The organism is Methylobacterium sp. AC315 (assembly GCF_979253755.1).
In genome coordinates, this window is the sequence record NZ_CEEDEA010000008.1 from 58,707 (window position 1) to 80,568 (window position 21,862).

Genomic DNA, 21,862 nt, shown 5'->3' on the forward strand with positions numbered 1-21,862 from the left:
ACGAGTCAGGGCGCCGCCCCGTGCTGCCCATCCGCGATACGCTTGTATAATGGCGCAATCAGACCGTGCATTGCATGTTGCGAGCATGGATTTGCACCGTCACGGGATCATCAAGTTCCCCAAGGCCGGACTCCTTGCCTCCTCGCGCGACCGGGGCTGGCGCGGCGTGGCGGCCGAATTCCGCTCCCATCCCGCGGGAGACCTGCCGGCGATCGTGCCGACGCAGATGGAGGTCACCCTGGCGACGCGGCGCAGCGCGGGCGCTCGGGTGAGCCGCAAGGGTGCGGGCGTCCGGCAGCAAACCACAGTGGAGGCGGGGACGATCTGGCTATGCCCCACGGGCGTGGGCGAGGATGACATCAACATCTCCGCGCCCCTCAACGAAATCCTGCACATCTACCTGCCGACCGACCGCTTCGACGCCCTGGCGGACTTCTACGGCGACGCCCGGATCCGGGCCGACGCAGTGCGCTACCTCGCCGATGTCCAGGACCCGCTGATCCGCCAGATCGGCCTGTCGATCCTCGGCGAGCTGGTCCAGGAGACCTCGGCCGGGCGTATGATGGTGGAGAGTGCGGCGCTGACGCTCACGGCGCGGATCGCCCAAGCCTACGGGCATGACCGACCGGATACGGCATATTCAGCGCGGGAGGATGGTGCGTGCCCGGACCGCATCCAGCGCGCCATTAGCTTCATCCGCGACAACCTCGACCGCGACCTATCCATCGTCGAACTCGCCGAAGTGGCGTGCCTAAGCCCATTCCACTTCGCCCGTATGTTCAAGCGCGTCACCGGGCAGACGCCCCACGGCTTCGTCAGCGCGGAGCGGCTGGAATGCGCCTGCCGGCTTTTGGTCGACCGGAGGACCTCGGTCCTCGACGTCGCCCTGAAGTCAGGCTTCTCGAGCCAAGCCGCGTTCGGCACGGCTTTCAAGCGAGCCAAGGGCTGCACACCGTCCGAGTATCGCAAGCTTTTTGGTTAGCCGCCTTATGGTAAGAGCAAGATCAACAAAAATTGCAGCAATCCTAAGAAAGATCTCGGCATTGTGAGGGATTAATGTTTTTCCTGTAGTGACAGGAGAGACCGCGATGCTTGAGGTATCTAGCTCACGTCTTGATACAAGGGGAGTTATCCTACAGCTGGCGGAATCGCGCGCGCGCGCGCGTGGAGCCGTGCCGTCCCGCCGCGCGCCCCGGGCAACCGGCAAAAGCTTGCAGGAGTGGACAGAGACGCGGTCCTGCGCGACTGACATCCTTGTCTTCCCAGCCGAGACATCGGCGGTCACGCTAACGAACGCGCAATGCGAGGTGCTCCTCGTGCAGGTGTTGCCGACCGCTTGTGCCATGGAGCGGCGACGCGGTGGGTCCGCCCTGGACGCCGACCGGTCTCCGCGGGGCGACGTTCTGCTCCTGGACCTACGGAAGGCCCTATCCGTCACGCTGCCGCCCCGAGCAATCCACATCGCCCTCCACAGGGCGTTGCTCGAGGATGTCGCCGCCTGCTTTCGAGCCGGCCCGGCCACTCCCCTCGATGCGCTGGCCGAGGCGTGCGGCAGCCGACTGACCGATGACACCATCCGCGAACTGGCGGTGCGCGCGGCTGCGACCCTCGATCGGGCGGATCGAGGGGCGACGGTGTTTCGAAATCAGCTTGGCCGCGCCATGGCGGCTCATCTCCTCGGAACTCATGCAACCCTTGGGAATGAAGTAGAGCCGGCGCGCGGCGGCCTGGCACCATGGCAACTCAAGCGCGCCCAGGAGCGAATGCGCGCCTCACTCACCCAATCCCTGAGCATACCCGTCGTCGCGACGGCGTGCGGCCTCTCGCCCAGCCACTTCGCCCGCGCCTTCCGTTGCTCCACAGGCGTCTCCCCCCATGCCTGGCTCGTGCAGCAACGCGTCGCCCGGGCCAAGGACCTGATGCAATTGCGTGACTTGTCGTTGGGTGACATCGCGTTCGCCTGCGGCTTCGCCGATCAAAGTCATTTCACCCGTGTCTTTGCTCGTGCGGAGCGGATGAGCCCAGGCCGTTGGCGCCGGTCCATCGAGCCGGATCCTGCCGCTGAAATCCGGCCCTAAGAGCAACCGAGAGGGTGGGCAGGGAAGGGATCGGCCGAGCGATGGTCCTGATGGCTCGTTCGCTTCTCCAGAATGATCCCTGGATGGAGATTGCGCCGCCTTTCCCGCCACCCCGCCCACGGCAGGAAGACGGTCGATCGAAAACCAAGCTGCGCCGACCAGCGTCCCATTCCTGCTGCGCTCCAACTTTCACAGGGTGATGCCGCCAAGCGGGATGGGCCGCGGGAGCAGGGTGAGTTACTCGCGGCGGCTACGTGCCGGGCGGGCGGGCGGCGTGTCGGCCCACCTGCGCCAGGTACTGTTGGAGCGCTTGCATGCGGCGGGCGCAACCGACCGGACCCAGGCCAGCCTGGAAGGCACCTTTGTTCCAGTTAAAAACAGGTTTGCCGCCCGCCCCAAGGAGGCGCGGGCGGCTTGACAGTCGCGGTCGACTTGGGCCGCGCGCTCGGCGCGTTGGCTGCCGCGCTCCAACTCCTCGCCATCTGGCATCGCTGAACCACAAGTGCTCGATCGTCCATGCTTACACCTTGGGTCGATCGACCTGATGCGGTGGTGGCTCAGAATGGATAGTACCGTAGCGAGGTCAGCCCAGTGACCAGGTGGTTCGAGGGCTGGATGCCCTGCGCGCCACGGAAGGCGTCCCGCTCGGTATAGGAAACCTGTGCGCCCGCCACGAGGCGCCCGAAATCGCCCTTGTAGAGGTCGTGCCAGAATCCGCCCGTGATCTGGCGGATGTCGCGAGTCTCCGCCTGGCAAGTCCCGCTCGCGGCACCCTCGACATTGCAGCCTGTCACCACCAGGCTCGGCGATCCGTAGCCCGTGGCGTTCAACGCGCCCGCGCGGGCGGCGTGCTCCCATCCGGCATAGACAAAGACGTCCGTGCCAGGCTGTACGTGGGCCACCGCGCCGGCGAGCAACTGGAAGGCCGGGATCGGAGCGACCGAGCCGTCGGTCTTCAGAGCGAAGTCCGGCAACTGCGCCGAGCCGTAGCGGCCGATGCCCTGGCCGACGAGGCCGCTCACCTGGAGGTCCAGGCGCTTGTCGATCACCGGCAAGGTCGCGGCGCCGCCGATGCCGTAGCCGAGCGTCGTGTCGGTGCGGCCTGGAAGGCGCGTCGAGGAGGTAAGGTTGGCGGCAGTGAGCCTGTCGTCGAAGAAGCGTACCAGTCCCTTGAGCTCGAAGTGGCCGAAACCCGGCTCGATGGCGAGCTTGCCGATGATGTCTGGCACGCTGTTGTTCGAGTAGGTGGTAGTGTTGTTGAGCTGCCCGATGGGGTCGCCGGCGTTGCTGAGATTGATGTTGGCCGGAGCCGCAAAAGGTCCCGGCGGCAGCACGCTCTGAGGCGACTCCGCCGACAGGCCGACCCAGAGGCCGGGGGCGATGTCCTTGACCAAGCGCAACTGAGGGTTCCGGGTCCAGTTGAAGCCCGGCACGTATTGCACGTCGATGGTGAGTGGGATCTGCTCCTTGAGCGGCGTGATCCCGGACAGGTCGGTGGTGAGCAGGCTCCAGGCCTGACCCGCCAGAATGTGCCATCCGGAATCGAGCGCGTCGACGGTGGCGAAAACCTGCCGGATGCGCGGCGTATAGCTGTTGCTCTCGCGCGAGTTGGAATTGACACCAGCACCGAGGAAGTCGAACTCGTAATAGCCCGAGACCTGGAGCGTGGGTTCGACTTTCGCGGTGAACAACCCGCTCAGGCGACTCTGCCGGGCGGAGAAGCGGAACTCGTTCTCGCGCGAGCGGGGGTCGTTGCGGAACGGGATGCCGTTGAAGTCCGTACCGACATCCGAAACGACATTGGGATTGCGGAAGATACCCGCAAGCTCGACGAAGCCTCCTGGCGTGAAGCAAACCGCCGGTCCCAGCGCGTAGCTTCCAGCATTGCAGGCGAGGTCGTTGGCGAGGATGATCGGCGTCTGCGCGCTGACGGCCGGCCGCGCGCCGCCGGGACCGCCGACCTGGGCGATGCGCTGCTGATGTTCGGTCCGGACGGCGAGGCGGGCCTGCTCCCGCGACAGGACGCGGCGCTCGCGAGCCTCGCCGGCGATCGCGGCCCGCTGCGCGCCAGACTGGCGACGTAAGGCGGCCAACTCTTGCTGCATAGCCTGCATCTGACGCTGCATGGCATCCATTCGGGCGGCCATCTCGGCGGCGCCTTGAGCATGAGCCGATAGAGGGGCCACGATCGTGATCGAGGCAGCCAGTGTTGCGAGCCCGGAGGTTGGCCGACGAAGCAGCAGCATAGTTAGCGGTCTCCGAGGTGGGGGATCCGGCGACGAAAGCCGCGAGCCAGCACCGGTTCAATCTCAATGACGGCGGACGCCCGCGCGCCGGCTTAAGTTGACTTGGCGTTTGGCGTCCGCACTCGAATATACGATTTGAGAGTCGCGACTGTGTTGTTGAAACACAGACTCTAAACGATCCTAAACCGATTCGTATGGCAAGAGACTAGTTTTTGCAATACAAAAGCCGTTATTGCAGTCCGCAAAACGTGTGGGTACTAGCCTTGAGGTTATTCGACTTGGTGCTCAAGTGGTCTGCGACACGTTCCCAGCTGTCTGCGAGCCGAGCATCAGGCCGCGGCGACGCGGGGCGCGCCGGCACATCAAGGCAACGATTGCGCGGCACGGCGCGCTTGAACCGTGCGGCACAAGCCGAACAGGGAGCGTGATGGGACGACCGACATAAGACGGAAGGACATCATCCTTATAGCCACGATGTTCGAGCCAGCCAGGTCAAGGCAGTTGTTCAGTGGGCGGAAGCACCGCGGCCACGCCGCCTAGAAGCGTCTGGATCTTTGCCCGTATGATGTCACGCACGTCACCTTCCAAGGGTAGGCGGTATATGAACTGCCGTACGCCAAGATAAAATATCGAAGAATGAATAGACCATACCATCTCTATTTCGAGATTAGTTGCTGGCACCTCATTGATTGTCGGGCGTTGAAAATGGAATCTAAGCTCCTCGACGACGCATTCGAAAACATGATGCCGAAGGAATTTAAGATAGCGCGCATTAAAATCTAGGTTTTTAAGTCCGGCAAACATAAATAATCGAACCCATTCTGGTGTGAGAATGACGCCCGCATAACTTGTATAAAATGCCGTAAGGCGGATCTCGATCGGAATGCTTCGGTCTTTTATGCCGTCCTCCCAGAAAGGATCCCAGCGACCGACGAATACATCTTGATAAACTCGTTCGATCAAAGCCTCCTTGCTTGGAAAATAGCGGTAGAGCAGCGGTTGGGTGATGCCCAATACAGCGGCCAGCTCGCGCGTCTGCCCTTCGAATCCGCGTTCGGCGAAAAAGGTGATGGCCGCTGCGGCGATGCTTTTCTCGCGATCCATGGGTGACAGACGCCGGCGCCCTCCCGTTTGATTGGGTGTCACGGTTCCGTGGGAGCTCCGCGAGGCGGTCAGCGGACCGACGATGCCGGTCCTAGATTTGGGCGAGCGTACCATGAATTTTGGTTATCATAGCGAGCGAGGTGATCAAGCGATAAATGATTTTCAGCTATGTATCCCGCATGGCATGCCCGGAGATTGATGACTGGGCTGCAGGGGCAGAGTTTTTTATCGGATGATAAACAGTGTTGACAAGGCGTTGGGACCCATTCATTGTTGATCGATCGATAAGCAGCGGCCCGATGTTGCGCAAGCGACAGGGGTGACGCGGGGCGCATGACCCCATCGAGGAGGAATCGCGGTGGGTACTACCTGGAACAGTCGCTCCTCCGCACGACCGAGCGCCGTGGTGATCGGCGGATCCATGGCAGGTCTCTTCTCAGCCCTGCTCCTGCAGCGGGCCGGCTGGGAGGTCGACGTCTTCGAGCGCGCTGGAAGCGAGCTGTCTGGGCGCGGCGCCGGCATCGTGACCCACGCCGAGCTGTTCAGCATCCTCCAGGCCGCCGGGATCGATCGGCAGGCCGCCGAAGTCGGCGTGTCGGTGGTCGGGCGGCGGGTGCTGGCGCGGGACGGCTCGATCGTCGGCGCGCTGGCGCTTCCCCAGGTCTTGACCTCCTGGGGGCATCTCTACGGGCTGCTCCGCGATGCGCTCCCCGCCGAGCGCTACCATCACGGCCGCACCCTCGCGCGGATCGAGGAGGGCGTCAGGACCGTCACGGCCCATTTCGAGGACGGCTCCTCGGTCGCGGGGGACCTGCTGATCGGAGCGGACGGGATCTTCTCCGCGGTGCGCGCGCAGTTCTCACCGGAGATTGTCCCGAGCTACGTCGGCTACATCGCCTGGCGCGGCCTCGTGGATGAGGCCGCGGTGTCGCCAGAGACGCGTGAGGCGCTCCTCGACCACTTCGCCTTCGCGTTGCCGGACGGCGAGCAGATGCTGGGCTATCCGGTGGCGGGCGCCGACAATGCGATGGCGCGCGGCCGCCGCCGCTACAACTTCGTCTGGTATCGCCCGGCCGCGGCGGACACCGTCTTGCGCGACCTGCTGACCGATCGCGACGGCGTCGCCCATCCGCTGTCGATACCGCCGGGCCGGATCCGCCCCGAGATCGTCGCGGCGATGCGCTCGGACGCGCGCCGGCTCCTGGCGCCGCAATTCGCCGAGGTCGTCGAGAAGGCCGAGCAACCGTTCATCCAGGCGATCCAAGACCTCGAAACACCCCGGATGCGGCTCGGCCGGCGGGTCGTCATCCTGGGCGATGCCGCCTTCGTCGCCCGGCCGCATGTGGGCATGGGCGTCACCAAGGCCGCCTCGGATGCGCAGAGCCTTGTGGATGCGCTGGCGGCGCATCCGGATGACCGCGACGCGGCGCTGGCGGCCTTCGAGGCGAGCCGCCTCCGCTACGGCGCCGCCGTGATCCGCCGGGCCCGGGAACTCGGCGCCTACATGCAGGCCCAGATCCTCACCCCGGAGGAGCGCGCCATGGCCGAGCGCCATCGCCGGCCGGAGGCCGTGATGGCCGAGACCGCCGTCGCCACCGGCATCGCGGCTTGATCCGAGGCTTCCGCAGAGGAGGACGCAGTGAACAGCGCACGCATCTCAAGCCACCCCACCTTCCGTCGGCTGTGCTTCGAGCGGAACTGCCTCGGCATCTCCCTGGCGGTGGTGATGGCGACAGCCTACTTCGCCTACATCCTCACGATCGCCTTCCGGCCCGACCTCCTCGGCACACCCATCCGGGACGAGGACGGCACGATCCTGACCTGGGGGCTTGTCGTCGGGGTGGCGCTCCTCGGTCTGGGGTTCGTGCTCACGCTCATCTACGTGCTCGTGGCCAACACGCGCCTCGACGGCCTCAGCCGGCGCCTGCGGGAGGATCTCCGATGACCGGCGCGCGCTTCCTGCCCGCCGCGGCGGCGATCCTTCTCGCCGACGTCGCCCACGCGGACGCCTTGGCGGGGCCAGTGACACGCCAGCCGCTGAATTCGATGGCGATCGCGATGTTCCTCGCCTTCGTCGCGATCAGCCTCGCGATCACCGTCCGGGCTGCGCGCAGCGGGACCAAGACGGCGAGCGACTATTACGCGGCCGGCGGTGGGCTGAGCGGTTTCCAGAACGGGTTGGCCATCGCGGGCGACTACACCTCCGCGGCTACCTTCCTGGGTGTGACGGCGCTGATCTACACGTCGGGCTATGACGGGATGATCTACGCGGTCGGCTTCCTCGTCGGCTTTCCGATGATCCTGTTCCTGATCGCCGAGCCGCTGCGCAATCTCGGTCGCTTCACATTCGCCGACGTGGCGGCCTACAGGCTGTCTGAAGTTCCGGTGCGCCTCGTGGCAGGCGTGAATACCCTCGTCATCGTGCTGTTCTACCTGATCGCCCAGATGGTCGGGGCCGGCAAGCTGATCGAGCTGCTCTTCGGGCTGCCCTACATCGCCGCGGTGGTGCTCGTCGGCGTGCTGATGATGGCCTACGTCGTGTTCGGCGGCATGCGCGCGACGACCTGGGTCCAGATCATCAAGGCGGTCCTGCTGCTTTCGGGATCCGTCCTGATGTCGACGCTGATCCTGGCCCGCTTCGGTTTCAGCCTGGAGGCGCTGTTCGCCCGCGCGGTGGCCCTTCATCCGAAGAAGCTGGCCATCATGGCGCCGGGGGGGCTGGTCCGGGATCCGGTCTCGGCGATGTCGCTGGGGCTCGCGCTGATCTTCGGCACGGCCGGCCTGCCGCATATCCTGATGCGCTTCTTCACCGTGGCCGATGCCCGCCAGGCGCGGTTCTCGATCCTCGTCGCCACGGGGTTCATCACGGTCTTCTACACGCTGCTGTTCATCCTCGGCTTCGGCGCCATCGCGCTGGTGCGGGGCGATCCGGCTTACCTGGACGCGGCCGGCGGCGTCATCGGCGGCACCAACATGGTCGCCCTCCACCTGGCGGACAAGCTCGGCGGCTCCCTGCTGCTCGGGTTCATCTCGGCGGTGGCCTTCGCGACGATCCTGGCCGTGGTCTCGGGGCTGACGATCGCCGGGGCCTCGGCGGCAAGCCACGATCTCTACGCCCGCGCCCTGCGCCGGGGCCGCGCCACCGAGCAACGGGAGGTTCAGGTGTCGAAGGCCGCCGCGGTCGCCATCAGCCTGGTCGCGATGGGGCTCGGCATCCTCTTCGAGAATCAGAACATCGCCTTCCTGGTCGGGCTCGTATTCGCCATCGCGGCGAGCGCGAACTTCCCCGTGATCCTCCTCTCCGTGGCGTGGCGGGACCTGACCACCCGCGGGGCGGTCACGGGGTCGCTTGCGGGCCTCGTCAGCTCTCTCGTTCTGGTCGCGCTGAGCCCCGGCGTCTGGACCGCGACGCTGAAGCTCGGCGCCGCCCCGTTCCCGTACGACAACCCCGCCCTGTTCTCGGTCCCGCTGGCCTTCCTGACCTCTTGGGCGGTGTCGCGGCTGGACCGGAGCGAGGCCGCCGCATCGGTCCGCGCGGCCTACGCCGCACAGCACGTGACGGCCCATACCGGCTTCGACCGGGCCGCCCCACCGGCCGCCCACTGAACCGACAAGGAGAACGGCCATGACGCAGCAGACGACGTGGAACTGGCCGACGCCCCCGGGCGACTGGCCGCAGGACCTGCGCGCGGATTTCGCCGCCGGTTCGGGGCGCGGACAGGTCGGGAGCCGCCTCGTCTCGGAGACGGACCGCGTCCGGGTGTGGGCGCTCAGCCTGAAGCCGGGCGAGCGGATCGGCTTCCACACCCATGTGCTCGACTACTTCTGGACTGCCGTCACCGGAGGGCGCGCCCGCTCACACTATCCGGACGGCCGGATCAACGAAGTCGCCTACGAGCCGGGTGACACCCAGCACCACACCTTTCCGGCCGGCGCGTTCATGATCCACGATCTCGAGAATATCGGTCCGACCGAACTCACCTTCACGACCGTCGAGTTCCTCGACAGCGCGAACGCACCGCTACCCTTGTCCGACCACTGACGACAAACCGATCGCGGCGTGCCGTCAGTGGTGGACCGAGAACGCCCACCACCGTCGCCACGATCCGACCCGCCTCTTCCTGATCGGGGCGAGATCGGCGGGACCTCGTCGGCCCGGGCAAGGTTCGCCGCAACTGTCGATATTGCACTGCATCATGTATCCCCCAGGTTCGATTGCCCCATTCCGAGGACGATTAGCGCCGCGAGCGACATGCCGGAACCCACAGTCCACATCGTCGACGACGATCCAGCTCTCCGCTCGGCGCTGTCGCGCCTCTGCAGGTCGGCCGGGCTCGCGGCCGTCGCCCACAGCGATCCGGCGCACCTCTTGGTCCCCCGCGTGCGCGAGGCGCCCGAATGCATCCTCCTTGACCTGCGTCTGCCCGGACAGAGCGGCCTGACGGTGCAGGACGCGCTGCGCGATGCCGGCTGCACCGTGCCGATCATCTTCCTCACCGGCTACGGTACGATCCCGATAACCGTGCGTGCGATGCGTGGGGGAGCCGTTGAGTTCCTGACCAAGCCGGTCAGCGACACGGTCGTGCTCGAGGCGATCCATCGGGCGCTCTCAATCGATGCGGCCGCGTTGGAGGCTGGCCGCGCCCGGGACGATCTCTCGAAACGCCTCGCCTCGCTGACGCCGCGGGAACTCGCATTGTTGCGATGCGCGATCGGCGGCTTGATGAACAAGCAGATCGCCGCCGAACTTGGGATCACGGAGATCACCGCCAAGGTCCACAAGCGGCGCGTCATGGAGAAGATGCGCGCCCGCTCGCTCGCCGAGCTCGTCTGGATGACGCATCAACTCGGGATCGAGCCGACGCGGCAGCGTTGATCGCCCGGGTCGGGCCTTCCACGCACCGTAACCTGTCAGGCGAACCCCGATCGCGGCGAGCGGGACGGCGATCCGCCCTTGCGTTAGCGGCCCCGTCGGGGTCGCTGGATCCGTCGGAGGGGATCCGCCTTGGTGGGCGGTCCCGCTCCCGTGCGTCGCGTGTCTCAATGGGATCGATCCCTCGGCCTGGGGACGGCCATCTCGCGCGAGCAGCCTACCCGCGGCCATCACCGCATGTCGGAGCACCGGCAGCAGTTTTATCGTGCCGTCCTCCTCGATAAGGTCGTGGGCCATCAGCAGAAGGTCGGCGACGCGTTCCAGCGTCGTGCCGGGCGGCGTCGCGTGATGCGTCGGTGGCGGGACGAGGCAAGCGAGCGTGCCGTGGGCGGCCATGGGCTCGGGGCAGCCCGGGCCGATCCCCGTCAATGAGCCGAGCTAGCCAAGAAAGGAGCGGCTTGGCGGCCCGAAGGAAGGACGGCGCCCATCATCACCCAGGCGTAGCCATCGGCGCGGTGCACGCGAACACGGATATGGGCGGCCGCGCGACTTAAGCGCCGTGGCCCGCGGGTCGGTCGTCAGGGCGCGCGGGCCGCTCACCGCTCATCGCTCGTTGGCCCAGCGATCGGTGCGGTAATCGAAGTGCCCGCTCATCGACGGGGAGGGCTCGGCTGTTCGTCGGAATCCGCCCGCCGCGTCAAGGTACGTGCCGGCGGTGCCTCCATAAACCTTGGTATGATTTCAAAGTTCGGCGTTCTGCTCCAGGTCTTATGAGGCTTCCAGCGCCGTCAAGATCTCCGGCCCTGCGTGAGGACTTGACTTGTGTTGCAACGAAAGATCGTAGCAATTGTCGATGATGACGCTGCCGTGCTCTCGGCCCTCTCCAGCCTTGTCCGGTCGATCGGCTTCGTCGCGTTGACCTTCAGCTCGGCCGAGGCGTTCCTCGCGCACCCAGATCTGCCGGGCGTGACCATTCTGATCAGCGACATCCAAATGCCTGGGGGCATAAACGGCTTCGAGCTTCAGGAATGGCTGCGATTGCGGCACCTCAGTATTCCCACGGTTTTGATGACCGGCCTGTCCGACGAGGCGACCCGGGAGCGAGCGCTCGGAAGCGGCGCATGGAAGTTCATGCTGAAACCCGTCGACAGCGATGCCCTCATCGAATGCCTGGAGAGGGTCTGAGGCCGTGACGTCCTCGCATCCCATTCGGCCTTTCCATCACGGCAGCGTACACCCGTGATGGCTTGGCAGGGGGCCGCCTCACATCTCGGCCGCGACTGGCAGGGTAAAGATGAAGGTCGTGCCGCCGGTGGATGAGGGAAGGGCACCGAGCGTTCCGCCATGCGCCTCCATTATCGAGCGGCAGATAGCCAGGCCCATTCCCATGCCGCTGCTCTTCGTCGTGAAGAGAGGCTCGAAGATCCGGCCGATCACGTCCGGCGCGATCCCATCGCCGGTGTCATGGACATGGACCGTGACCTTCTCGTCCCGGCAGGACGATCTGACCGTAAGTCGCCGCCCGGCGGGGGCCATCGAGCCCATGGCCTCGATGGCGTTCGTAATCAGGTTGAAGACGACCTGCTGCAGCTGAGTGCGGTCTCCGACCACGTGGTAATCGTCTCCGGCCAGATGAACGTCGAGCGCCACCTGCATCGCTTCGAGTTCAGTCGAGGTTAGGTTCAGCACCTCCCGGATCACGTCGTCGATCCGAACATTGCCAAGCTTCGGGGGCGCCTGTTTGGCCAAGGATCGCAAGGCCCTCACGATGTCGGCCGCGTGGACCGCGTTCTCCTGGATCGCTTCGAGGTTCGCGAGTGCCTCGCCGATCTCGGGAGCTTCGCGCCTCAGCCATCGCAGGCCGGCCGCCGCGTTGGAGCCCACGCCGGTCAAGGGCTGGTTGATCTCGTGTGCGATGGAGGCGGCGAGGCCGCCGAGGACGGTCATGTGGGCCGTCCTCGACAACTCCGCGCGCGCGCTGCGCAGGGCCCTCTCCGTCTCCCGTCGCCGGGAGTTCTCCTCCAGTAGTTCGGCATAGAGCCGCGCGGCCTCAAGGGAGATGGCCGCTTGGGGAGCGAGCAGCTCAAGGGCCGCGGTACGACCGGGTGTGAACACGCCGGTCGCGAGATCGTTCTCCAAATACAGTATACCGATAAGGCGCCCTTGTTTGAGAAGCGGCAGGCACATGACCGCCCGCAACTGCCGGCCGCCCAGGTCGAGCGCGCCGGCGTGACGGCTCTCGCCATCCGCATCGTCAAGGACGATCGTCTTCTTGGTCCTGATCACCGTATTGACGATGGCTAGGGGAATCGCGTCGGCGGTTGGCTCGGCCTGATATATGTCTACGGCGATCGCGCCATCGATCACACGGCCCGTTGCCTGGACCACGGGCACATCCTCCTCCATCAGGAGCAAGATGCCGTAACGTGCGCCGGCATGGACAATCATACTCTCCATCAGCTTCCTGATCAGCTGATCGAGCGCGATCTCCTCAGAGAAGGCGCGCGCCGCCGCCGCCCAGACCGCGATGTCGAGGGAGGCTTGGCCGCTCCGCGATGGGCCCGGCTCCTCGCGTCGTTCCGCCCCTAGAAAGGGCTGCTCGGTCTCGAGGCGGCGGACCTTCTCCTCCGCCCCCCATCGACGGTAGCACTCAAGCGCCGCTCGAAAATGCTGGCGTGCGGCGGTGCGTAGCTCGTTGGCCTCGCAATGCGCCGCCGCCAACTCATGGGCGAGGGCCTGCTCCTGGACGAAGCCCGCGGCCGCCGCCGCAGAGGCCGAACGCTCGTAGAGTTGCATGGCCTCCAAGTCGACGCCGCGCAGGCGTGCGATCTCGGCGTCGATCATCAGCAGCTTGTTCGAGAAGGATGCGGGGTTGAGTGCGGCCCAGAAAGCCAGCCGCTCCCGGTGCGGACCCAATTTCTCGATCCGTTCGGAGATCCCTATGGGCGAATCCTCGTTGTGCGCGGCGGCCAGGGCCGAGAAGAAATGATAATCAGCAAGGTTGATGTGGGCGGGAATCGCCCATTCGAGTTGCTTCAGGCGCGCGAAATTCAGTGCCGCCTCGCGGTAGTCTTTGAGGTAGACCGCCGACATGCCGGCGTACAGCCATTCCCAGAAGAGAGTAGGCTGAGAGACTGGCGTCGCGCCGATCTCCTCGAAACCAGCCTGTCCGGGATCCGCCAGGGCGGGCTGCGGGGAGCCCTCGCCGCGCCAGAGACGCTCGGCGAAGCGAATCTGCGAACTCAGCAGGCGCTCGATGTCCCTGAAGCCGATCTGGCGCGTCAGGTTGAGGCGGCCATCGGCCTCGTCGATGACGCGCGCCAGATGTTCACCCATGAAGATGAGGTTCGAGACGATGTGGTTGCCGGCATAGCAAGCCATGCCGAGGTCACCGCTCATCACGCCGGCGGATGCGGCTGCACGGGCGTTGGCGAGGGCGAACGGGAGTGGTTGCGTCCAGACACTGACTTGGTCCATCGCCACCAGGGTCGCCGCGCGGCCGTACTCCCAGCCGTGGCGATCGATGAGTTCAACGGCGACATTCGCGAATGCCAGACCGTCAACGTAAGCATCGTAATGATGCGCGATGTAGACCCCGAACCAGGACAGGCCGTACGGAGAGGCCGCCGTCGGGCCATTCTCGAGCGTCAGCTCGACGATCTTTGCCAGGTGAAGGAAGCTGATGCCATCGTCGACGAAGAACGATGCCTGACATGTGACCAGAAGCCCCATCGCGGCCTCCAGCTTCGGATCCGTAGCGACCTGCAGCACCGCTAAGCCAGCGATCTCCCGACCGTGTAACTTGCTCCGGATGGCTTGGTATGTGTGGGACAGGTCTTCCGGGGACGGGTAGCGCTTCAGGTTGATCCCGAGGGCGTCCAGCCCGGTCAGGACCGACGTGATCGCCGATTCGTAGTCCGACCCCAGCGTCTGCAACGCCGCCTTCAACCGGAAGGCGCCGGCGCGGTCGATGGCGGAGCTTGAGTTCTCAAGGAGGTGATCGATTTCCTTCGCGGCCAAAGCCAGCTCGGCCTTAATGATCAGGCACTCGCATCGCAGGGCGGTCGCTTGGTACGTGAGCGAGTATTGGTCGGTCCAGCTCATCTCCGCCAGAAGCCGTTTCGTGGTCTCCAGGTAGCCCAACGCCTGATCGAGGGCCGCCGTGCTCTTGGCGCGGCGGGCCGCAACGAGCAGCAAGTGGGCGAATGAGGTCTTGATACCGATCGGCAGGCCGTCGATCCTGGCCCGCTCGATCTGATTCGCGATTGCGAACGGCGAGTCGTCTGGCGCGGCCTGCCACATCTCGATCATCGTGACCGCGATGCGGGCATGGGCAGCGGTTCGCTCGGCCGGTGCGGATGTTGCGTACGCGGCCTCCAACACGCGATCGTGTGAAAACCCGTAGGTGGTGGCCTCACGGGTGAGCAGGCCCGCAGCAATCAGGCCCTCCGCATGCCGCCGGATCCGCGCCGGCGTAGCTCCCAGGACGCGCGCTAGAAGCACCTCGTCGCAACTTGATCCGACGCATGCTAGGCAGCGGAGGATCTCGCGTCCTTCCACCGGCAACCGGTCGAGGCGTCGGACCATCAGGTCGACCACGTTATCGGTCGGATGGTGCCGGGCGATCGCCGTCAGGTCCCACGACCATCCGCCGCCGTGTTCGTCGAAGCGGAACACGTGCTCGTCGACCAACGTCCGGAGAAGCTGTCCGACGAAGAATGGATTGCCGGCCGTCTTTTCATGAACGGCACGCGCCAGGGGCTCGACGAGTTCCTCAGGGCATTTCGCCGCCACCGCTATGAGCGTTCCGACGTCGCCTATCGTCAGGGGAAGCAGCTTGAGTTCGGAGATTGGGACGGACCTCGCCGACATGTGTGAGCAAAGTGCATGGAGTTCGGCGCTGCGCGCCGTCTCGCCGTCGCGATAGGACCCGATCAGCAGGATGTTCCTGGCGCTTTCCGTGAGCAAGGACGTGAAGAAAGCCCAGGTCGAGTCATCGGCCCAATGAAGATCGTCGAGGAAGACGACCAATGTCTCGTCGTTCTGCGCGAATGCCTGCAACGTGTTCAGGATGGCGGCGTTGACGCGCCGTTGGGCCTGATCTGCTTGAAGATCGGCGATCGGGGGCTGCCGACCGAGGACGAGCTCCAACTCCGGAACGAGTTCAAGTACCAGCTGCCCATGCCCGGCGAGCGTGGCCAGGAGAAGGTCTCGCCTGCGTTGAAGCTCGTCCCGGGTAGCGCTCAGGAGGCGGTCGACCAGGGAGCGCACGATTTGCGCGACGACGGCGTACGGTATGTCGCTCTGATGCTGGCCGCTTTTTCCCAAGGCGAAGATCGTGTCCGCCCATTCGGACTTCGCCTGCGCCGCGCCAACCAGCGCCGACTTGCCGGCGCCTGCGGGGCCGGAAATCAGGATCAACTCCGAGCGGCCGGTCCGCCTCACGCGTTCGACGGCCGCGAGCAGCGCGTTCGTCTCGGCATCCCTTCCGAAGACGCGCTCGGACAGGGCCAGCTTCGGCCGCGTCTCCCGCCCCAGCCGAAACGGCTTGATCGTTCCGCTCTCGGCCCATTCGGTCCTGCACCGCACGAGATCGGCAAGAAGCAGGGAGACGCTTTCGTACCGATCGACCGGCCCCTTGGAAACGAGCTTCAGGATGATGTCTTCCAAGGCGATCGGGACGTCGCGCGAATGGCTCGGGCGAGGAGGTTGCACGGCCACATGGACGTGGAGCCATTCGGCCACGGTGCGCGCGGTGAATGGCAGCCGTCCGGTCAGCAGTTCGTAGAACGTGATGCCAAGGGAGTAGAGGTCGCTCCGAGCGTCGGCATAAGGCTCCGCGCGACGTGCCGCCTCGGGTGCGGCATAGGGCAGTGCGTCGTCGGTGACCGGCAACTCGGGCCAACGGTCGCCCGGTTCGTCGAGCGCGATGCCCCTGCCGAATCCAGCGAGCCGGACGACACCGTCGGCCTGGACGAGCAGGTGCGCCGGACGGAGGTCGCGATGGAGGATGCTACGCTCGTGAGCATGCGCGAGGGCGGAGGCCGCGCCGATGGCGATCTCGAGGAAGAGTTCGATCGACATGGCACTGCCCGCCGCAGGCGGGGATGACCCGGCAGTGGTGTCCTCGAACACGAGTACCGGCCCCTCCTGGGCCGGGATGAGGGCCAACGGCGCGACGCTCCAGGAAGGCTCCAGGCGCGAGGAGAGGCGCTGCTGAGTTTCGAACTCGCGGCATAAGCTCGGAGCCTGCCAACGTGTGGTCTCGATCAGCCAGTCCGTATTGCTTCCCGGATCGCGCACGCGGTATCTCGTGCGATCGCCATCTCGACCCAGTAATGTAGCATGAACCCGTTCAAGAAACGCTTGATTGAAATAATCGGCAGACTGTAGCTGGGAGCGGTTTTCGGCGCTCATTGCTCTATTAGCCTCAATCCTAAGCTTTCAAAAAACATAAGCCGCGAGTCGGCATCCAGCGCTGGAGTCTAGCGATCCGTTCCTTATCCAATCACCCGAATGGGATGCGGTGCGAACTTTAAATGCTGCACACATGCCTCTCACGAATTATTTTTCTTGATTGCTTTGATCCGTCGCCATAAAGACTTTCGATTCAGGACTTGCGGATTGCCTGCGGGTGGATGTGCTAACACTCTACCCGACAAAAATTTTGTACGAATCGATCATGTCTTTGCAGGGTCCAGGAATTTTTCGTGACACGACGCTTGAATGCCGGCCGGCGCGTCCGGGCACCCAGGGATTCACCTCGGACCGTGGTCGAACGACCATCGTTCCAGCCGCCCCTCTCTAGTCAATCCCAACTGCCAAGCCGATCCTCAACTGAAAGGCCCGCGCCATGGCCGCGTCGGCTTTTAGCCGCTGCGGCGGCGATCTGCAGGATGACAGCTCGACGGCGGCGGTCAGCCAGCCTCGGGCGCTCGCGACCTGGCCTTCGTGACGGCGGTGCTTGATTAACCGGGTTCGGCGGACGGAAATCCCGCGCGGGCAGGAGCGGGCCGAGGAGCGACATGCCGTCTGCCCGATCGCGGCAGGATTCCAGAGATTGGCCGAAGTGTCTCGCCAGGCGACCGCCGGTTCCCGCGCGTTGGCCGGGGGAGATCGCCGATGCACCACCGATGAAGCTCATCCCTGCGAAATATACGAAGGTTTGATTTCACGACCTTGGGGCTTCTGACAGTCTTCGCGGCATGACCGCTCGGGTGGCGGCGGTCGATGGGCCGATGAAGTCGTGGGAGATTCCTGCATGCCGTTCCCGTCCACGGGGGTTCACTCCGCCTCCGGGTCGCTCGCCCTCATCCCCTTGCTCTGCTTCGGAGACGCGGTCGCGTTCGCCTGCACCGTGGGCCGGCTGCTGTCGGATCGCCTCAAGCCGATGAGGCTCGTCGACGTCCTCGTGCCGCTGACCGGCCACTGGCGCAACCATGCCAAGGGCATCTGCTTCACGGGCGTGTTCCAGTCGAACGGGAACAGCACCGCGATCTCGCCCGCCCAGACCTTTGAACCCGGGCCGCACGACGTCCTCGGACGGTTCAACCTCGGCACGCTGAAGCCGGGCGCGGCGGATGTGAGCGTCCGCATGAGGGGCAGGGGACTGCAGATCTCGACGGGCGGCTGCGAGGTGTGGCGCGCTGCCATGATCAACGCCCCCGCCTTTCCCGTGTCCACGCCTGAAGCTTTCCACGAACTGGTGCGGATCCCGGCCAGCAGGGAGCCGAACGCGATGGCGACCTTCGTCGCCGGGCATCCGGACTTCGCCGCGTTCGGCGCCTGGGCCCAAAGCCCGGACTGGACCGATAGGTGCGCACAGGAGCCCTATAACGGCCTCGACGCCTTCATTTTCGTCATCGGCACCGGGACCGGGCACGCCGTGCGCTGGTCGTTCCGTCCGGAGGCACCGGCCGAGCGGATCATCCCCGAGGAGCTCGGCAAGAGCGGCGAGGACTACCTGGAACAGGGGATCACGGAGCAGGTCGCGGCCGCCCCGCAACGCTGGACCCTGGTTCTGACCCTCGCCGATCCCGGCGACCAGACCGCGGTTTCGAGCCTAGCCTGGCCGGAGGGACGGCGCAGCTTCGAGGCCGGAGCCTTGATCGTCCAGCGCATCGAGGCGGATGGCTCACGCCACGAAATCAACTTCGACCCGACGATCCGTTCCGGGCCGCGCGGTCGGCCGCATACGCCAGATCCTACGATCTCCCCACCGCGGAGGTGAAGGATTACTCCTATCGTACCACGGAGGCGCGGCGATGACGACGCAAGGCAATTACTTCACGTTCGTCCAGCGGCTCCTGCACTGGTCGATAGCGGTTTGCATCGCCGCGATGTTCTTCACCGGCGTCGGCATAGTCTCGACGATCATGCCTCGATATGTGCCGCTGCTCGCGACCGATAAGACGCTCGGCATGGCAACCTTCGTCCTCGCCGTCGTCCGCCTGGCGGTGGGCGAGAGGAGCGGGGCGCCGGCGCTTCCTGCCGACCTGCCGGAGCCGATCAAGCTCGCCGCGCACCTGTCCCACTACGGGCTCTACGCGTTGATGTTCGCTCTGCCGCTGCTCGGATGGGGGATGCTGTCGGCCGGCGCCTACCCGGTCGTACTCTACGGGGGCATCCGGCTGCCGGGTATCCTTCCGCAGAACGACGCCCTCCACACCCTGCTGTGGAACGCGCACTCCTACCTGGCATTCGCGTTCTTTACCCTGATCCTGGCGCACGTCGCGGCTGTCCTCTTCCACGCCCTGGTTCGCAGGGACCGCGTGTTCGAGGCGATGGCACCGCTCCGTTCCCGGGCTGCCGGCACTCCATCGCGCTGGGTGGGCAACCCTGCGGGCCCGGCCTCCTCCGGCAGGGGCTGACTGTCTCCGAACCGAGTAATCGAGAGCGAAGGAACAATCGTGATGAGGCTTCTGGTTGCCGGCACGTCCGTTGCCATCTCCATCGCTTCCGGGGCGCTGGCCCAGGAGCCGGGGGACGTTCCGATCCGGCGCGACCTTAAGCGTGTGGAACGCCTTGAACGGCGTCTCGACCGGGACGGGCCGCCGAGGATCAATCCGAACGTGACGCCCGACAACCCGGATGGCGTCGTCGGTTGGGATGGGCCGCCCTTCGATTACGGCGATCCCGGCGTCGTCGACGGCGGACCCCTTCCGCCCGGCTCGCCGGCGGACATCGACGAGGATTGATCCCGCTCCAAGTCCGCCCGCCCCTTCACTCCAGGCGGGACGACCTGCGCAGGCACGCGCCCAAGCTGCTGCCAAAGCTGTCCTGCGCGCGATGGCGTCCCGGTCCGGCGTGCCGAGACCGGCGATGCACGACTTCAATGCCTGTAGCGTTCGGCCAGGGCCATGAGGGCCTGGGCGAGTTCGGTGAGGTTGGCCGAGGCCGCCTCGACCTCGCGGGTGCCGGCCGCCGTCTGCTGGCTGGCTTGGCGGATGTTCTGCAGCGCGCCCATCACCTGCTCGATCCCGAGCTGCTGCTGGTTGGTCGAGGCCACGATCTGCTGGAACGTCTGCACGTTCTCCTCCACCCGCGCCGTGATCTCCTCGATCGTCCGCTGGGTCGTGTCCGAGCGCGTCTTGCCGGCCGCCGCGCGCTTGACCGCCTCCTCGGTGAGCATCACCGACGTGTTGATGCCCCGCTGGATCTCGCCCAGGATCCCCCGGACCTGACCGGTGGCCGCCTTGGCCTGGTCGGCCAGCAGCTTCATCTCGGAGGCCACCACGGCGAAGCTGCGCCCGCTCTCGCCGGCCGCCGCCGCCTCGATCGCGGCGTTCAGCGCCAGCAGGTGCGTGCGCTCCGAGATGTCGTTGACCGTCTCGATGATGTCGCCGATCGTCTGGGTCTTCTCCGACAGGCTGACGATGTTGCCGGCCACCGCCTCGGCCTGCTCGCGGATCGCGTCCATCGCCTTGGCGGTGTCGGAGACCGCGCGCAGGCCCTGCCGGGAGGTCTGGGCCGTGGCCTGGGCGGTGGCGATCACCTCGGTGGCGCGCTTGCCGATCTGGGCGCCGGAATGGGTGATCTCGTCCACCGTGGCCGCAGTCTCCTGCACGGCGGCGAACTGCTCCTCGACCGACGCCGCCTGCTGCTGCGCCGAGGCGCGGATCTCGGCCGCCGCGGCGTTGAGGTCGGCGGTGGCGGCGCGGTTGGTCCGGGCCAGATCCGACAATCCGTCCACCATCGCGTTCAGGGTCGTGCCGAGACGGCCGACCTCTCCGCCCACGCCCGCCTCAAGCCTGCCCGACAGGTTTCCGGCGCCGATCCGCTGCACGAAGGCCATAACGCGTACGAGAGGGCGGACGACCAGACGGTTGACGGCGATCCATATGCCCGCGCACATCAGGAGCGTGAGCAGGGTCCCGCCCCATAGGGCCACGCCCTCATCCCGTTGTGCCTGCGCAACATGTCCGATCAGTGCCGCGCGGGTCGCTTCCTCAAGGGTCTCGATCGCGGCGAGCTTCTCGCGCAAGGTGTCGAAGAACTGCTTGCCTTTGCCGTCAGCCTCAATGCGGACCGCGTCCGACCGCGTCACCGGATCGGTCGCGCTTCGGATGGCGGCTTCGCCGATATCGGACTGCCAACCCCGCGCGGCCGTCACGGCGTCGGCCAGGAGACGCGTGCGCTCCGCATCGTTGCCGACCATGGCTTTGAGGCGGCTGATGACCTCGTCCAGAACCGAGCGTCCGGCGCGATACGGCTCCAGGCTACCCTCTTGCCCGGTAAGCAGGTATCCCCGCAGCCCGGTCTCTTGGTTGAGCATGGCCGCGCGAAAACCCTCCAGATTGCGGATCACCTGGCTCGACCGGCTCCGGGCGTCGGTCGCATCCCGAAGCTGGTCGCGCGTGATCAGGACCGCCCCGCTGCTCAAAATCGAGACCAAGGCGATGACGCCTATCGCGCCACCCAGCGTGCGGTTGAGACCCAGCGACTTAGGCATGGTCGATCTATCTCCGGCGTGAATTCGCGGTTGGCGCCGGGTGGCCGCCGCGACAAAGGGCGATGTCAGGCAAGGGTGCTCAAGCTAAGCGGATGAGAGTTGTAGAAAGACGATGGCGCTCGTCTTGTAGGTTTCATGCCTTATCGTTCACCGCGCATCATGCGATCGCATCGTCCGGGGAGCCCGCGCGCAGTCGATCGTTGAAGGTGAGCGCATTCCATCACGGGGTCATTCGCGACGGCCTGTCGAAGTCGGGCGCTAGATCGGAACGCGTTCGCTCGCCTCACGCGCGTAGCCGGCAAGCTACCCACGGGGGCCGCGAGGAGCCGGCATCGGGCGCCTGCGCATCGTCATGCCGAATATTGGCCGGTGACCCGTTCGCGGATACGCTTCTTCCAGGATCAGCAACGTGGATTTCATGAAACGATGAACTCGGAGCCGTCCGCGGCATGCCGCTGGGCCGCCGCTTCGTCATGCGGGGTCGCCTGTCGGCGCCAGACCTCTGCAACGGCCGTTCCAAGGGAGCCACGAGGGGATGCGCGCCCGTCGCGCCACCTCCGGCCGCAGCAGGCGAGCGCCGCCCTGGCGGTAGTGTCACGTGGCGGGGATG

At 65.8% G+C, this 21,862-nt stretch carries 15 protein-coding genes; 11 read left to right on the forward strand and 4 right to left on the reverse strand.

Annotation, left to right across the window (positions count from 1 at the left end; translation table 11 throughout):
- The first annotated feature begins 85 nt into the window (after window positions 1–85).
- Both AC0IY0_RS15355 and AC0IY0_RS15360 read left to right on the forward strand, forming a co-directional pair.
- Window positions 86–982, forward strand: a complete 897-nt coding sequence (locus tag AC0IY0_RS15355; protein ID WP_471764434.1) for a helix-turn-helix domain-containing protein — start codon at window positions 86–88, stop codon at window positions 980–982.
- Between the two features lie 496 nt (window positions 983–1,478).
- Window positions 1,479–2,078: a helix-turn-helix domain-containing protein gene (locus AC0IY0_RS15360; RefSeq protein WP_471764436.1), complete on the forward strand. Its 600-nt coding sequence runs from the start codon at window positions 1,479–1,481 to the stop codon at window positions 2,076–2,078.
- 557 nt (window positions 2,079–2,635) lie between these two features.
- Here AC0IY0_RS15360 and AC0IY0_RS15365 read toward each other — a convergent pair.
- The gene (locus tag AC0IY0_RS15365) at window positions 2,636–4,183 is read right to left on the reverse strand and encodes a hypothetical protein (protein ID WP_471764438.1); all 1,548 of its coding nucleotides are present in this window, start codon (window positions 4,181–4,183) and stop codon (window positions 2,636–2,638) included.
- Between the two features lie 633 nt (window positions 4,184–4,816).
- Window positions 4,817–5,428, reverse strand: coding sequence for a TetR/AcrR family transcriptional regulator (locus AC0IY0_RS15370; RefSeq protein ID WP_471764440.1), 612 nt, complete (start codon window positions 5,426–5,428; stop codon window positions 4,817–4,819).
- A gap of 358 nt (window positions 5,429–5,786) precedes the next feature.
- Here AC0IY0_RS15370 and AC0IY0_RS15375 point away from each other — a divergent pair, with 358 nt between their 5' ends.
- The 6 genes from AC0IY0_RS15375 to AC0IY0_RS15400 all read left to right on the forward strand — a co-directional run bounded on the left by AC0IY0_RS15375 (window position 5,787) and on the right by AC0IY0_RS15400 (window position 11,486).
- Window positions 5,787–7,040 carry an FAD binding domain-containing protein gene (locus tag AC0IY0_RS15375; protein ID WP_471764442.1) on the forward strand — a complete coding sequence of 418 codons (1,254 nt, stop codon included), beginning with the start codon at window positions 5,787–5,789 and terminating at the stop codon, window positions 7,038–7,040.
- A 27-nt stretch (window positions 7,041–7,067) separates the two neighbouring features.
- A complete protein-coding gene (locus tag AC0IY0_RS15380) occupies window positions 7,068–7,373 on the forward strand; it encodes a DUF485 domain-containing protein (RefSeq protein ID WP_147939661.1) in 306 nt (101 codons plus the stop codon).
- The gene (actP, locus tag AC0IY0_RS15385; protein ID WP_471764444.1) at window positions 7,370–9,034 is read left to right on the forward strand and encodes a cation/acetate symporter ActP; all 1,665 of its coding nucleotides are present in this window, start codon (window positions 7,370–7,372) and stop codon (window positions 9,032–9,034) included. The genes AC0IY0_RS15380 and actP overlap by 4 nt, the downstream gene beginning before the upstream one ends.
- A gap of 19 nt (window positions 9,035–9,053) precedes the next feature.
- Entirely contained in the window at window positions 9,054–9,470 is a 417-nt protein-coding gene (locus AC0IY0_RS15390; protein ID WP_471764446.1) for a cupin domain-containing protein, read from the forward strand.
- Window positions 9,471–9,488: 18 nt separating this feature from the next.
- Complete coding sequence (locus tag AC0IY0_RS15395; RefSeq protein WP_471764448.1) at window positions 9,489–10,304, forward strand: response regulator transcription factor; 816 nt, start codon at window positions 9,489–9,491, stop codon at window positions 10,302–10,304.
- Window positions 10,305–11,126: 822 nt separating this feature from the next.
- Complete coding sequence (locus tag AC0IY0_RS15400; RefSeq protein WP_471764450.1) at window positions 11,127–11,486, forward strand: response regulator transcription factor; 360 nt, start codon at window positions 11,127–11,129, stop codon at window positions 11,484–11,486.
- 78 nt (window positions 11,487–11,564) lie between these two features.
- On the opposite strand, the gene AC0IY0_RS15405 is transcribed toward AC0IY0_RS15400, so the two are convergent.
- Window positions 11,565–16,718, reverse strand: coding sequence for a trifunctional serine/threonine-protein kinase/ATP-binding protein/sensor histidine kinase (locus AC0IY0_RS15405; RefSeq protein ID WP_471764452.1), 5,154 nt, complete (start codon window positions 16,716–16,718; stop codon window positions 11,565–11,567).
- Window positions 16,719–17,562: 844 nt separating this feature from the next.
- Here AC0IY0_RS15405 and AC0IY0_RS15410 point away from each other — a divergent pair.
- From AC0IY0_RS15410 to AC0IY0_RS15420, 3 genes are read left to right on the forward strand one after another with little or no spacing between them, the layout of a single operon-like run.
- The gene (locus AC0IY0_RS15410; protein WP_471764454.1) at window positions 17,563–18,531 is read left to right on the forward strand and encodes a catalase family protein; all 969 of its coding nucleotides are present in this window, start codon (window positions 17,563–17,565) and stop codon (window positions 18,529–18,531) included.
- A 34-nt stretch (window positions 18,532–18,565) separates the two neighbouring features.
- On the forward strand, window positions 18,566–19,171 hold the full coding sequence (locus AC0IY0_RS15415; protein WP_471764456.1) for a cytochrome b: 606 nt from the start codon (window positions 18,566–18,568) through the stop codon (window positions 19,169–19,171).
- 42 nt (window positions 19,172–19,213) lie between these two features.
- Window positions 19,214–19,498, forward strand: coding sequence for a hypothetical protein (locus AC0IY0_RS15420; protein WP_471764615.1), 285 nt, complete (start codon window positions 19,214–19,216; stop codon window positions 19,496–19,498).
- Between the two features lie 134 nt (window positions 19,499–19,632).
- Here AC0IY0_RS15420 and AC0IY0_RS15425 read toward each other — a convergent pair whose 3' ends face one another.
- Window positions 19,633–21,252 (reverse strand): methyl-accepting chemotaxis protein, encoded by a 1,620-nt coding sequence (locus AC0IY0_RS15425; protein WP_471764458.1) that lies wholly within the window; start codon window positions 21,250–21,252, stop codon window positions 19,633–19,635.
- Window positions 21,253–21,862 lie beyond the last annotated feature (610 nt).